Origin of the sequence: Nitrosomonas sp. Is24 (assembly GCF_033063335.1) — a bacterium.
Taxonomy (GTDB): Bacteria; Pseudomonadota; Gammaproteobacteria; order Burkholderiales; family Nitrosomonadaceae; genus Nitrosomonas.
In genome coordinates, this window is sequence record NZ_JAWJZG010000001.1 from 33,484 (window position 1) to 48,075 (window position 14,592).

General features: G+C 50.0%; 14 protein-coding genes and 1 tRNA gene. 10 read left to right on the plus strand and 5 right to left on the minus strand.

Features of this window, described 5'->3' with window-relative positions; all coding sequences use genetic code 11:
* Positions 1-2: 2 nt before the first annotated feature.
* Genes gmhB through lnt form a run of 5 tightly spaced genes read right to left on the minus strand, consistent with a single transcriptional unit; the run spans position 3 to position 6,244 of the window.
* Complete coding sequence (gene gmhB / locus R2103_RS00145) at positions 3-542, minus strand: D-glycero-beta-D-manno-heptose 1,7-bisphosphate 7-phosphatase (protein ID WP_317529575.1); 540 nt, start codon at positions 540-542, stop codon at positions 3-5.
* 1 nt (position 543) lies between these two features.
* The gene (glyS, locus tag R2103_RS00150) at positions 544-2,691 is read right to left on the minus strand and encodes a glycine--tRNA ligase subunit beta (protein ID WP_317529576.1); all 2,148 of its coding nucleotides are present in this window, start codon (positions 2,689-2,691) and stop codon (positions 544-546) included.
* Positions 2,688-3,791 carry a DUF4357 domain-containing protein gene (locus tag R2103_RS00155; RefSeq protein WP_317529577.1) on the minus strand — a complete coding sequence of 368 codons (1,104 nt, stop codon included), beginning with the start codon at positions 3,789-3,791 and terminating at the stop codon, positions 2,688-2,690. The genes glyS and R2103_RS00155 overlap by 4 nt, the downstream gene beginning before the upstream one ends.
* Before the next feature lie 17 nt (positions 3,792-3,808).
* On the minus strand, positions 3,809-4,741 hold the full coding sequence (gene glyQ, locus R2103_RS00160) for a glycine--tRNA ligase subunit alpha (protein WP_317529578.1): 933 nt from the start codon (positions 4,739-4,741) through the stop codon (positions 3,809-3,811).
* Between the two features lie 45 nt (positions 4,742-4,786).
* Positions 4,787-6,244 (minus strand): apolipoprotein N-acyltransferase, encoded by a 1,458-nt coding sequence (gene lnt, locus R2103_RS00165; RefSeq protein ID WP_317532030.1) that lies wholly within the window; start codon positions 6,242-6,244, stop codon positions 4,787-4,789.
* Between the two features lie 429 nt (positions 6,245-6,673).
* Here lnt and R2103_RS00170 point away from each other — a divergent pair, with 429 nt between their 5' ends.
* The 10 genes from R2103_RS00170 (at position 6,674) to pth (ending at position 14,559) form a co-directional block, all read left to right on the plus strand.
* Positions 6,674-8,410 (plus strand): tetratricopeptide repeat protein, encoded by a 1,737-nt coding sequence (locus tag R2103_RS00170; protein WP_317529579.1) that lies wholly within the window; start codon positions 6,674-6,676, stop codon positions 8,408-8,410.
* 96 nt (positions 8,411-8,506) lie between these two features.
* Positions 8,507-9,277: a septum site-determining protein MinC gene (gene minC / locus R2103_RS00175; protein ID WP_317529580.1), complete on the plus strand. Its 771-nt coding sequence runs from the start codon at positions 8,507-8,509 to the stop codon at positions 9,275-9,277.
* A 25-nt stretch (positions 9,278-9,302) separates the two neighbouring features.
* On the plus strand, positions 9,303-10,115 hold the full coding sequence (gene minD, locus R2103_RS00180) for a septum site-determining protein MinD (protein WP_090315069.1): 813 nt from the start codon (positions 9,303-9,305) through the stop codon (positions 10,113-10,115).
* Positions 10,112-10,390, plus strand: coding sequence for a cell division topological specificity factor MinE (gene minE, locus R2103_RS00185; RefSeq protein WP_317529581.1), 279 nt, complete (start codon positions 10,112-10,114; stop codon positions 10,388-10,390). Before minD ends, minE begins: the two co-directional genes overlap by 4 nt.
* 40 nt (positions 10,391-10,430) lie before the next feature.
* Positions 10,431-11,102 (plus strand): lipoprotein insertase outer membrane protein LolB, encoded by a 672-nt coding sequence (gene lolB, locus R2103_RS00190; RefSeq protein ID WP_317529582.1) that lies wholly within the window; start codon positions 10,431-10,433, stop codon positions 11,100-11,102.
* A gap of 42 nt (positions 11,103-11,144) precedes the next feature.
* On the plus strand, positions 11,145-11,984 hold the full coding sequence (ispE, locus tag R2103_RS00195; protein ID WP_317529583.1) for a 4-(cytidine 5'-diphospho)-2-C-methyl-D-erythritol kinase: 840 nt from the start codon (positions 11,145-11,147) through the stop codon (positions 11,982-11,984).
* A gap of 6 nt (positions 11,985-11,990) precedes the next feature.
* Positions 11,991-12,065, plus strand: a tRNA-Gln gene (locus tag R2103_RS00200).
* Between the two features lie 155 nt (positions 12,066-12,220).
* Positions 12,221-13,171 carry a ribose-phosphate pyrophosphokinase gene (locus tag R2103_RS00205; protein WP_090315077.1) on the plus strand — a complete coding sequence of 317 codons (951 nt, stop codon included), beginning with the start codon at positions 12,221-12,223 and terminating at the stop codon, positions 13,169-13,171.
* Between the two features lie 60 nt (positions 13,172-13,231).
* The gene (locus tag R2103_RS00210) at positions 13,232-13,852 is read left to right on the plus strand and encodes a 50S ribosomal protein L25/general stress protein Ctc (RefSeq protein ID WP_317529584.1); all 621 of its coding nucleotides are present in this window, start codon (positions 13,232-13,234) and stop codon (positions 13,850-13,852) included.
* A gap of 137 nt (positions 13,853-13,989) precedes the next feature.
* The gene (gene pth, locus R2103_RS00215) at positions 13,990-14,559 is read left to right on the plus strand and encodes an aminoacyl-tRNA hydrolase (RefSeq protein WP_317529585.1); all 570 of its coding nucleotides are present in this window, start codon (positions 13,990-13,992) and stop codon (positions 14,557-14,559) included.
* Positions 14,560-14,592: the final 33 nt, after the last annotated feature.

Here is a 14,592-nt window from a genome sequence, read left to right on the forward strand (position 1 = left end):
TCTTATTCTTCTCCAACCAGCGCATCGGCCACGGCGGCGAGATTGGCGAAAATCTGCGTATGCGCGGGAATTTCCTGAGCCGCACGCGTTGTTTCTCCATTGCCGGTCAGCACCAGCATCGGTATCGCGCCGATTGCCGCAGCTGCTTGTAAATCCTTCAACGAATCGCCGACGGCAGGGATATTTTTTAAATTAACACCGTAGCGCTGCATGATTTCACCAAACAAACCGGTGGCTGGTTTGCGGCAGGAACACTTATCCGCGTTGGTATGCGGGCAGAAAAATATCGCATCGATACGCCCGCCTGCGTGGTTGACCGCTTTGTACATTTTGTCATTGATGGCGTTGTAAGTCGCCATATCGAGCAGCCCGCGCCCGATGCCCGATTGATTGGTGGCGATGACCACGCGATACCCGGCATGCGTTAAGCGGGCAATCGCTTCCAGGCTGCCGGGTATCGCAATCCATTCGTCTGGCGTTTTGATAAACGTGCCGCTGCTCTGATTAATTACGCCGGTTTGATCGAGGATGATTAGCTTCATATCAGGTGGCCAGTTTGGAAAGATCGGCGATGCGGTTCATCGTCTGATGCAGTTGCTTCAGCAAAGCAAGACGGTTGTTGCGCAATTGCTCATCGTCGACGTTCACCATCACATGATCGAAAAAGGTATCGACCGGGGCTTTCAACGTTGCCAGCAGTTGCAGAGAAGCGGTGTAATCACCGGCGCCAAAAGCTTTTTTGGTTTGCGGCTCAATGTTTTGCAACGCTTGATAAAGCGCTTGCTCATCTGCTTCCGGCAGCCAATCAGGATTGACAATATCGGCGATAGCGCTTTCGGTCTTTTTAAGAATATTGCCGACGCGCTTGTTGGCAGCCGCGAGACTGATCGCTTCCGGTAATGCGGTAAACGCCCGCACAGCGGCGAGCCGTTTCGGAATATCGCTCAAATGCTGAGGATTTAGGCTGAGCACGGCGTCGACTTCCTGGGCGGTGTAGCCTTGCTCGCGCAAATAACCAACGAGGCGTTCCCAGACAAATTTCTTCAATTGCAGCAGTAAATCTTCCAGATTAGGGGGCAATTTCAGAAAAACCCCTTGTGGATTCGGAATCGCGGTGATACTCAATATTTCTCGATAAGTCTGATCGATTAATTGATTCAATTCAAAATGAGCCAGGTTTTTTTCGATCAGAATGCGAATGACTCCCAATGCATGGCGGCGCAACGCAAACGGATCTTTGTCGCCGGTTGGTACCTCGCCGATTATGAACATGATCACCAGTGTTTCCAGTTTATCCGCAAGTGCCAGACAAATACCCGCCGGGTTACGCGGCAATTCGTCACCGGCAAAACGCGGTTTGTACTGATCTTCGATGGCAAATGCAATAGCATCGCTTAAACCTTCATGCTGCGCGTAATAGCGCCCCATGATGCCTTGCAGTTCAGGAAATTCACCGACCATGCCGGTCAGCAAGTCTGCCTTGGCTAACTTTGAAGCCTCAACGGCCTGATCGGCCAGCTCATGACCTCCTAACTGTGCGCCAATCATTTTGGTGATGGCGCAAACAGAGTGTATGCGCTTTCCTTGTGTATACGCTTTGTTGTGATAAACCACCTTGTCTAATTCCGGCAAGCGTGACTCCAGCGTTTTTTTGCGATCCTGAACGAAGAAAAACTTGGCATCGGCAAGGCGCGAGCGCACCACGCGTTCGTTACCGGCGATGACTTGCGCAGGATCGGACGGGCGGATATTGGAAACCAGCAGAAATTTGTTGACCAGTTTTCCTTGTGCGTCGAACAGCGGGAAGTATTTCTGGTTCGCTTTCATCGTCAGAATCAGGCATTCCTGCGGTACTTGCAGAAACTCCGCGTCGAATGTGCCAACCAGCACGTTGGGATGTTCGACCAACGCGGTGACTTCGTCCAACAACGCTTCATCGTCGATTGGTGTGAGGTGCTGCTGCGCGGCAGCGGCTGCCAGCTGGCGCGCGATTTCCGCGCGGCGCTCAGCGAAACCGGCGAGCACTGCGCCTTCGGTGGTCAGTTGTTGCGCGTAGCTATCGGCATTGTGCAATACGATGGGATTTACTTTCGCCTCAAAGCGATGCCCCTGGGTTTCCCGCCCGGCTTGCAGACCGAGAATATTCACCGGAACGATGTCCGCACCGTGCAATGCCGTCAGCGCGTGCGCGGGACGCACAAAATTGACGCTGCTCCAGCCGTCGGCTAACTGGTATGTCATCACTTTGGGGATCGGTAACTTGTCGATCGCTTCCTCTAACGCTTTTTGCAATCCATCGGTCAGCGATGTGCCTTTGACGGTAATATCCAGAAACAGCGTTTCGGTCTTGCCATCCATTGCGCGCTGGAGTTGCGGCACAACCGTAGCATCCGCGCCCAGGCTCGCCAGTTTTTTCAATAACGGTGGCGTTGCCTGGCCTTCGGCGTCCAGGCCGACTTTGGCCGGCATCAGTTTTTGCGTGACCGCTTGATCGGCGGCTTGCGCAGCAACATTGGCGATATGCACCGCCAATCGTCTCGGGGTTGCATACGATGTAATGGTTGCGTCGTGCGCGATCAATCCTTGCGCTTTCAGGCTGTCAGCCAGCAATTGCGCAAAACTGGCGCCCAGCTGTTTCAGCGATTTGGGTGGCAGTTCTTCTACTAACAATTCAACTAGTAAGGACTTCATTTCTTCTTCCACTCTCGTGGTCCACTCGCTGAGGTGCCCATAAATACACTTGCAGCTGATGAACTTGAATTAAACTCATAATCTTGAGTTAGTCTATAAACACGATTATCGCCTCGGTCTTCAGGGATAAATATACCCATATTTATTAGCTTGCAATATATTTGGTACGCGCTATTATTTTGTTTTTTAAAATCTGGTGTAGCCTCAGCTGCAACTGAACCTTCAAATACAATAAAATTTTTAGAAGATAACTCTTTCCCAGATGCTTGTGCACCGCGTCGGTTTTGTAAAGTTAAAATTTGTTCTACTGAAAATCGTTCAGATGGCTTTTTCTCTTTTTGAATTCGAGAAGTAATTGGTGGTGGTAATGTGATTACTGTAGAGCTATTAGTGTTAATAGGCATTGTGCGATGGCGATTATTCTTAATAAAATTTAAAGCCTTATCGCTGGAGCATTCCACACCTCTCTCCGCACATCGTTTGATGAAACATTCAATTAAACTCATTGTTGGATCTTCTTCACTATCCCGTTGAGCAATAGGAAGCATCTCATACATAATTCGCTCAGCATCTGTTCTTTTCAAATATACTCGTGCCTCTTCAACAGCTTTACCAGATTGGATTGCTTCTTTTGAGAGAAAAGTATGAAATTCCAATTCAAGATCATCAAGAGAAATATCACTTGCACATAAATCAAGTTTCTCAAAACACTTATCTGAAAACTCACCAGATGCGCTTGATAGATAAAAGTGCCAGATCTGGCCATCGGTTAGAATGGAAATGTCAGCTTGGTTGTTACGATTGTAATTGCGCAACTGTAATTCGGCAGATTGGATCGTCGCCGCCAACTTACCGACTGCTTTAACTTCGATAAAGACTGCAGGGCGAAGTAATTGCGGCGGCATAAATAGTGCAATATCAACCCGAGAAGCATCTTCTTGCGGTATGGCAGCGAATTCGGAGAATACCTCGCGCGGATTCCAAATATCCCATCCGAGATATTCAAGAATTCGGCAAACCAGGGATAATCTAACATGCTCTTCATTCTTGTATTCGCCATTTCTTAGGCGCTTGATGACGTCAGAGAGTATCTCCTTCATAGCTAAATCCCTCATCACTAATTTGATGAGATTCTCTTATCCATCAACAACACTTCATCTACCCATTCGCGCGGTGCCATCGGGAATGGCGGATTGAGGTTTTTACGGCTGTCGTAATAGGCTTTGGCAACCTGCCGCGATAGATTGCGGATGCGGCCGATATAGGCGGCGCGCTCGGTGACTGAAATCGCGCCGCGCGCATCGAGCAGATTGAACGTATGCGCTGCTTTCAATACTTGCTCGTAGGCTGGCAACGCCAATTGCTGTTCGATGAGGTGATTGGCTTGCGCTTCGTGCTTGCCGAACGCCAGAAACAGAAATTCGGTGTCGCTGTACTCAAAGTTATATTTGGATTGCTCGACTTCGTTTTGATGATACACGTCGCGGTATGTCAATCCTTTGGTCCAGGTTAGATCGAACACGCTTTCCACACCCTGCAAATACATCGCCAGACGTTCCAATCCGTAGGTGATTTCACCGGTGATGGGTTTGCAATCGATACCGCCGACTTGCTGGAAATAGGTGAATTGCGTGACCTCCATGCCGTTCAGCCAGGTTTCCCAGCCCAATCCCCACGCGCCCAAGGTCGGATTTTCCCAATCGTCCTCGACCAGACGCACGTCATTCTGCGTCAAATCAAACCCCAATAAGCGCAGCGAATCGAGATACAAATCCAGAATGTTTTTCGGCGCCGGTTTCAGCACCACCTGAAACTGATAATAATGCTGCAAACGATTGGGATTGTCGCCGTAACGGCCGTCTTTGGGGCGGCGCGCCGGTTGCACATAAGCGGCTTTCCACGGTTCGGGGCCGATGGCGCGAAGAAACGTGGCGGTATGGCTGGTGCCCGCGCCCACTTCCATATCGTATGGCTGCAAAATCGCGCATCCCTGCTCGTTCCAATACTGTTGCAAGGTCAGGATTATTTCCTGGAAGGTCAATGTCGGCATGAAAAGTCGAGTTTTATCGCCATTAAAAGAAAAATTATGCGGATTTTACCGGGTTTTCCATGCCGCGCGGAAGGCGGATAGCAAACCGATGCACAATAACAACCCGGCCAGCCCTAGCACCGGGTAATTTCCCATGCGCACATACGGTGTCGCGCCGGTAAAGCCTTGCGCCAATCCATGCAGCGCCGCGGTGGTGAAAATTTCGATAGTTTGCAACACCCTGCCGCGCTCGTCGATGATCGCGGTCACGCCGGTATTCGTGGCGCGCAGCATGTAGCGCCCGGTTTCCAAGGCGCGCATTTGCGAAATCTGCAAGTGTTGCTGCGGCCCGATCGAACGTCCGAACCAGGCATCGTTGCTGACATTGACCAGCATCGTCGCTTGCGGCAATTGATAGATGATTTCCTCGCCGAACACATCTTCGTAACAAATATTGATTGCCACGCGCTGCCCGGCTAAATTCATCGGCTGCTGATCCAAACCGCCGCGCGAGAAATCCGACAAGGGAATTTGCAGCACTTGAATCACCCAGCCAAAAAGCGGTTTGAAGGGAATGTATTCACCGAAGGGAACCAGGTGATGCTTGCGGTAACTCTGTTCCGGAGCGGAGCCGAAGCTGAACATGGTGTTGTAATATTCGTTGCCGTTATGCGTTGTGCGCTCGGCCAGGCCGATCAACACGTCGCCGTTGTTATTCCTGGCATGCTCGGCCAGATACGACAAATACAGTGGCGGCACAGTATCGCTGAACAACGGAATGGAAATTTCCGGCGTCACGATCAAGCGGCTATCGCTTTCCACGATCAGCTTGGCGTATGTTTGCATGGTGCTTTCCAGGTGATCTTCACGCCACTTCATGTCTTGCGGAATATTGCCTTGCAGTAAACTCACGCTAATCGGTTCTCCCTCCGGTTTAACCCAGTCGATAAACTGCAAGCCATACCCGCCGCACCACATCAGCAGCAAAGGCAATGCGTAACGCCACTTTCTAATCCCTTGATCAAGCCAGAAGAAAAGCAGGGCCGCGCTGAATATCAGCAAAAACGAAATACCGTAAACACCGAAAACCGGCGCAAAACCCGCCAAGGGACTCAGTGGCGCTTGCGAATAGCCCAGCGCCAGCCAGGGAAAACCGGTAAACAACGTGCCACGCAACCATTCCGATAGCACCCATAAGGCCGCTGCCAGCGATGCCCAAAGAAAAGGCGAAGTCAGGCGGGAGCGGGTCAGAAGCCAAAAGCCCACAGCTGGAAACAGCGACAGATAAGCGCACAGTACGATCAAGGCAACCACCGCGATGGGCATCGGCATGGCGCCAAAATCGTGCAAACTGACGTAAATCCAGGTGACCCCGGCGCTGAACAGTCCCATGCCGAAACCGAATCCCAACGCGGCATTTTTCAGCGGGCTTTGGCTTTTGTGGCACAATCCCAGTAATACAGCCACGGTGATGACCGGCACCGGAAAAAGATAGAAAGGCGCAAAACCGAGCACGGTCAGCATGCCCAGCAGAAAAACAATAACCAGTTTTAACAAAGGATTTTTCAATCGAGTCCAATTAGCGATGAAGATGGGAAAAACTGCCAGCCGCCGGAAATTACCGGATACCGTAGAAACTGCACTGAACTTTCATATTTTAATGGTGTTCTCAGCATTTGCTTTATCATAAATTAACCCGTGACATCTTTGCGTACAATTTTAATCTTACTTTTCCGGGTGACATTCCATACGACTTATGCTAAATAATTATTTATTCACTTTATTGCCGGTATAAAAGTAGAATATGCGCACTGTTTTGCGTAACATCCGGTCTTGAATCCAGCGCACGGCTGCACGAAAAATGACTGAATGCTAAATGATTTAATGAATCCTGCGAATGCGGCACGGAAGTTGTACGTTTTATCTTATATTTGAAAATCAATCGGATTTCTCATGAAATTTAAAATTCTATGCGTGTTATTGCTGTCCGGACTTACTGCCTGCGCGCAGCTTCCTTCCAACAAGGAGGCAGAAAAAACAGGGGAATCCGCCGATCCGGAAGAAGTCAGCCAACAGAATTTACCCAAGCAGGAGCTGACTGCGCCCATTCTGTTTGATTTTTTAGTCGGCGAGACCGCATTGCAGCGCGGCAGCTTGGATATTGCGGTCAACCGCTATGTCAAGCTGGCCAAAACGACGCGCGATCCCCGTATCGCCAAGCGTGCAACGGAAATTTCCCTGCATGCCGGCAATCCCTTTGCGGCGGAGCAAGCGGCCACGCTGTGGGTTGGACTCGAGCCTGATTCCGTCGATGCGCGCCAAACCATCGCCGCATTGCTGGTCAATCTGGGCAAGCTGGATGCCGCGCGGCCCCATCTCGAGAAACTGCTGGCTACGGAAAAAGAAGGCGTCGGTCCTGCCTTCATGCAACTCAACCAATTGTTGTCACGCAATCCGGATAAAACCGCGACACTGCAATTGATACAACAGCTTTCACAACCGTATAAGGATGTTCCGGAAGTTCATTTCGCCATTTCCCAGGCAGCATGGTTCGCCAATCAGCATCAGCTGGCACTGGATGAGATGCAGCGTGCGTTGGCTTTGCGTCCCGAATGGGAAATCGCCGCCGTGCATAACGGCAGAATACTGCAACGCGTTTCCGCTGCCGATGCAAGCGAATTTTACCGCGGCTATCTCGATAAATATCCGGAATCCAACGAAGTCAGAGTGGCTTATACCCGGGTACTGATCGGTGCCAGCGAGATTGAAAAGGCGCGCGAGCAAGTGCAATGGTTATTGGATAAAAATCCCGAAGACGCCGAAATCACTTTGGCCGCTGGATTATTGGCCACGGAGATGGGTGATTTTGATGTTACGGAAGCCAGTTTCAAAAAGGCACTGACCCTGGGATACAAAGATACCAATGCGGTGTACTTCCACTTGGCGCAGATTTATGAGGAAACCAATCGCCCCGATTTAGCCATGGAAGCGTATCAGCAGGTAAAAAGCGGAGGGCGTTATTTACCGGCGCAAATCCGTTACGCGGATTTGTTGGCATTAAAAGGTCACTTGCAGGAAGCGCGCGCGCATCTGCAAAAACTACCCGCCGCCAATGATCAGCAAGCAGCGCATTTGATCTTGGCAGAAGCGCAGATTTTGCGGCGTTCCAAGGCTCACCAAGAAGTCTATGATTTGCTCGATGCAGGATTAAAGAAACTGCCGGATTATCCCGAGCTGCTTTATGATCGCGCCCTGGCAGCCGACAAGCTGGGTAAATTTAAAATCCTGGAGCAGGATTTGCGCAAATTGATCAAGCTGAAACCGGAAAATGCACATGCCTATAATGCGCTGGGTTACAGCTTCGCTGAGCGCGGCATGCATTTACCGGAAGCGTTGAAATTGATCAGGAAAGCCGTTGAGCTCTCTCCAGAGGATCCCTATATTATGGATAGCTTGGGTTGGGTATACTACCGCATGGGAAATTTCGTGGAAGGATTGAATTTTCTGAATTTGGCATTCGCCGCCCGCCCGGATGCGGAAATTGCGGCGCACTTGGGTGAAGTGCTTTGGGTACAAGGCGCTAAAGACGATGCCAAGAATATATGGCGTACCGCTTTGGAAAAAGATCCGGATAACGAAATCCTGCTGGAAACATTGCAACGCTTAACAAAAAAGAAAGCGATTGATTAAACCGGTTTTCATTGGCATGACCGGTATCTTTTCAAACATCATAAACAGTGCTTTGATCCCTGCCATGAATCTCTGTGAGCCTGTCAAACAATTAAAATGCTAAACACCACTCCAGCACTGGAATTCAAAAGCAGCACTTTTTTCGCGCCCATCTTGATTCTTTACACCAACGATCTGGCTGCAATCGAACAGACACTGCATGAAAAAATCAACCTGGCGCCGGAGTTCTTCAAAGACTCTCCGCTGATTATCGATTTGCGCGAATTAAACAAACAGAATCTGGATATCGATTTCACGCAGATCATCCAGCTGTTGCGCAGAGTCAGTTTTTTTCCGGTCGGTATCCGCGGCGGCAATGAGAACCAGAATAAACAGGCGCGCGCTTTATTCATTCCGATCGATACGGTGCGCGAACAAGGAAATACAATCACTGTCGGAGCGGAAGCACCCAAACAGGAAACGGCTCCACAGCCTGCCGCACAACCGGAAACAGCCGCGATCAAAGAGCCGGTCCGGCCTATCCCGATTCCGCCGGTTGCCGCAACGGCAACCTTGGTGACGCAGCCGATCCGCTCGGGACAACGAATTTACGCAGCCGGCGATTTGATCATTTTGTCGCAGGTCAGCGCCGGCGCCGAAATTATGGCCGAAGGCAATATACACGTCTATAATACGTTAAGAGGGCGCGCTTTGGCGGGCGTTCATGGCAATACAGCCGCCCGGATATTTTGTTTTGATCTACAGGCAGAGCTTATTTCCATCGCGGGCGATTATAAAACCAGCGAGGACTTGAACAAACAAACATACAAGAATCCCGTACAGATATACTTGCAGAATCATGCGTTAATCATAAAAGAGATCGCTTAAGACCAAACAGGCAAAGGAGGCTCAATTGGCAAGAATTATAGTCGTGACATCAGGCAAGGGTGGCGTTGGTAAAACAACTACAAGCGCAGCAATTGCTATGGGGCTGGCGAAAAAAGGGCATAAAACAGCGGTCATCGATTTTGATGTGGGCCTGCGGAATCTGGATTTGATTCTCGGCTGCGAACGCCGGGTGGTCTATGATTTTATCAATGTGATCAATGGCGAAGCCAGCCTCAATCAAGCGCTCATCCGCGATAAGAACTGTAATCTGCTGTATATCCTGCCGGCATCGCAGACTCGCGACAAAGACGCACTGACGCAGGAAGGCGTGGGCAAGGTTTTAGACGAATTATCCAAGGATTTTGAGTATATTGTGTGCGACTCTCCCGCCGGTATTGAGAAAGGCGCGAATCTGGCGCTTTATTTTGCCGACGATGCATTTGTCGTTACTAACCCGGAAATTTCTTCCGTCCGTGATTCGGATCGCATGTTGGGGATTCTATCCAGTAAATCACGCCGGGCCGAAAGAAATGAAGAGCCCATTAAAGAGTATTTATTACTGACCCGGTATGATGCCGACAGGGTTAAGCTGGGTGAGATGCTGAGTCTGGAGGATGTGCAGGAAATCCTGTCGCTGGAATTATTGGGCATTATTCCCGAATCGAAATCGGTTCTATCCGCATCAAACGCAGGTATGCCGGTCATTCTGGATGAAAAGAGCGAAGCTGGTCAGGCCTACGCCGATGTCGTTGCGCGCTACTTAGGAGAAAAACTGCCGCATCGGTTTATCGATGGTAAACAAGGGTTTCTCAGAAGGCTATTCGGAGGAAGAAAATGAGTTTACTGGACTATTTCAGATCATCTAAACCTAAAACCGCTTCGCTGGCGAAAGAACGATTACAAATTCTGGTTGCGCATGAGCGCAGCTACCGCAATCAACCTTCGTATTTGCCGCAATTGCAAAAAGAGCTGCTAGAGGTTATCCGGAAGTACGTGAACGTTGATCAAGACGCGATATCGGTTAACTTTGAACAAGACGAGAATCAGGAAACGCTGGAACTCAACATCGTGCTGCCTGATTTTCAACAAACCAATAAATCGATCAACAGTTAAAAGTTTAAGCACATTCACTGCCGTTGGTAATTGCGAATTGATGTCAGCCCGTTTTAATAGTGAATTACCAGCAAACGGATGCAGAATTCAGCCGTGGAAAGTTACTCTGGGAATTCTGGTCAGTTGTATTTTTCCGCTATTTTCCGGCTGCCAGCTTTTACCCGTTCAAACGCAACCCGAAGCGGCCGTCACGACCATCCAGACAGAGCCTGTTGCGGGTGCGCATAACGCAGCTGCCCCTGATTTCAACATCCTGGGCAGAATAGCGATTCAAGACGAAAATCAAAGTTTTTCCGGCAGCTTCCGCTGGCAACATCTAGCCGCCAGTGATGAAATTTTGCTATTCACACCGTTAGGCCAAGCGGTCGCGGAAATTTCCAAAGATCATGAAGGCGTGCGGCTGATCACCTCTAAATTGGAAGCTTTTTATGCCAACGACGTGGAGAGTTTGACGGAAGAAATTCTCGGCTGGCGCTTGCCGCTCAATGGGCTGCAATTCTGGATACAGGGCATGCATTCGCCTGCAAACGCGTCGCAAAAGGATCTCGATAATAAAAATCAGATTATCGCGATCCGGCAAGATGGCTGGCACATTCATTATCAAGGCTTTACGGCGGCACAACCCAACGCCACAGCACTTCCCCGGGTGCTGAATTTAGTCTACCAGAAACTGAAAATCCGCTTGGTTGTCGATGATTGGAAAGTTGAATAACCGTTATTGACGTTAAAGCATAAGCGCTTAATCCCTATTTCTATGTTCACATTTCCCGCTCCCGCCAAGCTGAATCTTTTTTTACATGTCGTTGGCCGCAGACCCGATGGTTATCATTTGTTGCAAACGGTTTTCCGCTTTCTCGATTTTTCCGATCAAATCAGTTTCGAGTTACGCAATGACGGCATCGTCAAACTGCACAATCCGATTGCCGGTGTGCCGGAAGAAAAAGATTTATGCGTCCGTGCCGCCAAACTGCTGCAACAGAAAACCGGGACCACGCAGGGTGTGGATATCTTTATGCAGAAACAAATCCCGATGGGCGGCGGCCTGGGCGGCGGGAGTTCTGATGCCGCCACCACACTGCTGGCACTGAATCACTTGTGGAAAGTGAATGTAAACCCGGAGCAATTGCTCGAATTAGGACTTCAACTGGGCGCCGATGTGCCGGTATTTATTTTTGGACACAATGCCTTCGCTGAAGGAGTCGGCGAAAAACTCGCCGCCATTGAACTGCCACCGGCATGGTATCTGGTTCTTGTGCCACCGGTGCAAGTATCGACTGCAGAGATTTTTACCAGTAAGGAATTGACACGCAACACGATACCCATCACAATACCGCCCTTTTCTGTCTGGCAAGGGCATAACGATTTAGAATTAGTCGTTTGCCGGGCATATCCCGAAGTGGCAAGATGCTTGGAGTGGCTAAAGCGGCTAGAAAATACTACAATAGCAGCGATGAGCGGTTCGGGCGCTTGTGTGTTCGCAGAATTTGCCACAGAACAAGCAGCACGGGCTGCATTTGAACAGATTCCAGACGATATGAAAGGGTTTGTCGCAAAAGGATTGGATTGTCATCCGATGCACAAAGCCTTGAATTAAGAATTTAGGGGAGTCGCCAAGTGGTAAGGCACCGGATTTTGATTCCGGCATTCGTAGGTTCGATCCCTACCTCCCCTGCCAGTATTTTGGCTTGGTAGTAACTCCGGAGAGGAGACTATTCATTCATTCTGATTGAGAATGGATGCGGAATAAAACAAAACCGTGGTCATCACAGCTGCTTATTAACCAGAGAAACCTGTACTCCCTATTCCAGCTAGCTAGCGCGAAGAAATATCATGGCTTATGACAGTTTGATGGTCTTTACCGGAACTGCGAATCCCAAATTGGCGGAGGATGCTGTGAAGCATCTCAATATCCATCTGGGGCGCGCTACTGTCGGACGCTTCAGCGACGGTGAAGTCATGGTGGAAATTCTCGAGAATGTGCGCGGTAAGGATGTGTTTGTATTGCAATCCACATGCGCGCCCACCAATGACAGCCTGATGGAAATAATGGTTATGGTGGATGCGTTGAAACGCGCATCGGCCAGCCGTATTACCGCTGCAATCCCCTATTTCGGCTATGCTCGTCAAGATAGACGGCCGCGCTCGGCGCGCGTTCCGATTACCGCCAAAGTGGTCGCCAATATGCTGAGCACCGTAGGTATTGACCGGCTGCTCACGATGGATTTGCATTCGGATCAAATCCAGGGTTTTTTCGATATGCCGGTTGATAATATATATGGCATGCCCATTTTGCTCGGCGATATCTGGAAACATAATTACCAGAATTTAATCGTGGTATCGCCGGATGTCGGCGGCGTAGTCCGCGCCCGCCATCTGGCGAAGCGCTTGGAATGCGATCTGGCCATCATCGACAAACGCCGCCCCAAACCCAACGAGGCGAAAGTCATGAACATCATCGGTGAGGTCAAAGACCGCACCTGTGTGATTATCGATGACATGGTGGATACTGCCAATACGCTGTGTCAGGCAGCCAATGCATTAAAAGAGCACGGCGCGAAAGCCGTGATAGCGTATTCCACACACGCGGTATTATCCGGCAATGCGGTGGAACGCATCCAGAATTCGGCGTTGGATAAGCTGGTGGTGACGGATACCATACCATTGCGCGAGGACGCGCAGGCATGCGATCGCATTTGTCAGTTGAGCATCGCCAATCTGCTGGCGGAAACCATGTTGCGGATCAGCAATGAAAGCTCTTTAAGCTCATTATTCATGGAATAGATTACGTTTTTTTAACCGGTTTGTTTGGTCGCGAACAAATCATCTTTATGGAGTATCACAATGAAAATAGAAATCAGCGCCGATAAGCGCACGTTGCAGGGAAAGGGTGCGAGCCGCCGCCTGCGTGGTTCCGGTAAAGTACCGGCAATCATTTATGGCGGTGATCAAGGAGCCCAATCGATTGAGATGGATCACAACGATCTGTATCACAAACTCAAGCTGGAAGCTTTTCACGCCTCCGTGTTAACGTTAGATGTCGCAGGGAAAAAAGAGCCCGTACTGCTGCGCGACATTCAAATGCATCCTTACAAACAGCAAGTGCTGCATGTGGATTTTCAACGCGTCGACAAGAACAAGAAAATACACATGAAAGTGCCGTTGCACTTTATCAATGCCGAAGTTGCACCGGGTGTAAAAACCTCCGGCGGTATTGTTTCTCATATCCTGACGGAAGTGGACATCAGCTGTCTGCCCGATGACCTGCCTGAATTTATTTCAGTCGATCTGGCCGAACTCACTGCCGGACACACGCTGCATTTGAGTGATCTGGTCATGCCTAAAGGCGTAGAAACCGTGGCGCTGGGCAAAGGCGATAATTTGCCGGTGGTCACGATCGTCATTCCTCGCTCGGTATTGTCCGATGAAGCCGGTGCTGAGGGCGCAGGCGCTGATAAAAAATAAGCTGAGTGACAACACACTGAGCTGTTCTGGAAATTGGACAAATCTGCCGGGGGTTGCAATATACACCGGCAGATTTTTCGTTTCTGGGGATGCTCTCAGTAACCCGATAAATTCTCACAGAAGCCTGACATCATTTCATGAAACTTGTCGTCGGATTGGGTAATCCCGGCAGAGAGTATGCCGGTACGCGCCATAATGCCGGTTTTGAGTGGGTTGACCGGTTAGCGCATACGCTGCACGCCACGCTGAGACCGGAAGCCCGGTTTCATGGGCTGTGCGCGCAGGTGCGGGAGAAAGATACCGATTTGTGGTTGCTGGAACCGCAAACCTTCATGAATCGAAGCGGGCAATCGGTCGTCGCACTGTGCCAGTTTTACAAAATCCTGCCGGATCAAATCATCGTGGTGCACGATGAACTGGATTTACTCCCGGGCATCGCCAAACTGAAAAAAGGCGGCGGTTTGGGCGGACATAACGGCCTCAAGGATATCGCCGCAAAATTGGGCACGCAGGATTTCTGGCGGCTGCGCATCGGCATCGGTCATCCGGGCGACCGCAACGCAGTCGTTGGTTATGTGTTACACCCGCCGAGAAAAGAAGAAGCGCCGCTGATCGATGAAGCCATTCAAAAAAGCCTGGAAGTCTGGCCGCTCATCGCGCAAGGCGCGTGCGAAGCGGCGATGCTGAAACTGCACACGAAAGCATAAATTCCAGCAATAATTCATCACATTGTTATTTAA

Bases quoted from the DNA above. Each gene is read 5' to 3' on its own strand.
- pth (WP_317529585.1), top strand. From the start codon at position 13,990: ATGAAACTTGTCGTCGGATTGGGTAATCCCGGCAGAGAGTATGCCGGT.
- glyS (WP_317529576.1), bottom strand. From the start codon at position 2,691: ATGAAGTCCTTACTAGTTGAATTGTTAGTAGAAGAACTGCCACCCAAA.
- R2103_RS00210 (WP_317529584.1), top strand. From the start codon at position 13,232: ATGAAAATAGAAATCAGCGCCGATAAGCGCACGTTGCAGGGAAAGGGT.
- R2103_RS00155 (WP_317529577.1), bottom strand. From the start codon at position 3,791: ATGAAGGAGATACTCTCTGACGTCATCAAGCGCCTAAGAAATGGCGAA.
- ispE (WP_317529583.1), top strand. From the start codon at position 11,145: ATGTTCACATTTCCCGCTCCCGCCAAGCTGAATCTTTTTTTACATGTC.
- minE (WP_317529581.1), top strand. From the start codon at position 10,112: ATGAGTTTACTGGACTATTTCAGATCATCTAAACCTAAAACCGCTTCG.
- lolB (WP_317529582.1), top strand. From the start codon at position 10,431: ATGTCAGCCCGTTTTAATAGTGAATTACCAGCAAACGGATGCAGAATT.
- R2103_RS00205 (WP_090315077.1), top strand. From the start codon at position 12,221: ATGGCTTATGACAGTTTGATGGTCTTTACCGGAACTGCGAATCCCAAA.
- gmhB (WP_317529575.1), bottom strand. From the start codon at position 542: ATGAAGCTAATCATCCTCGATCAAACCGGCGTAATTAATCAGAGCAGC.
- glyQ (WP_317529578.1), bottom strand. From the start codon at position 4,741: ATGCCGACATTGACCTTCCAGGAAATAATCCTGACCTTGCAACAGTAT.
- minC (WP_317529580.1), top strand. From the start codon at position 8,507: ATGCTAAACACCACTCCAGCACTGGAATTCAAAAGCAGCACTTTTTTC.
- R2103_RS00170 (WP_317529579.1), top strand. From the start codon at position 6,674: ATGAAATTTAAAATTCTATGCGTGTTATTGCTGTCCGGACTTACTGCC.
- lnt (WP_317532030.1), bottom strand. From the start codon at position 6,244: ATGCTGACCGTGCTCGGTTTTGCGCCTTTCTATCTTTTTCCGGTGCCG.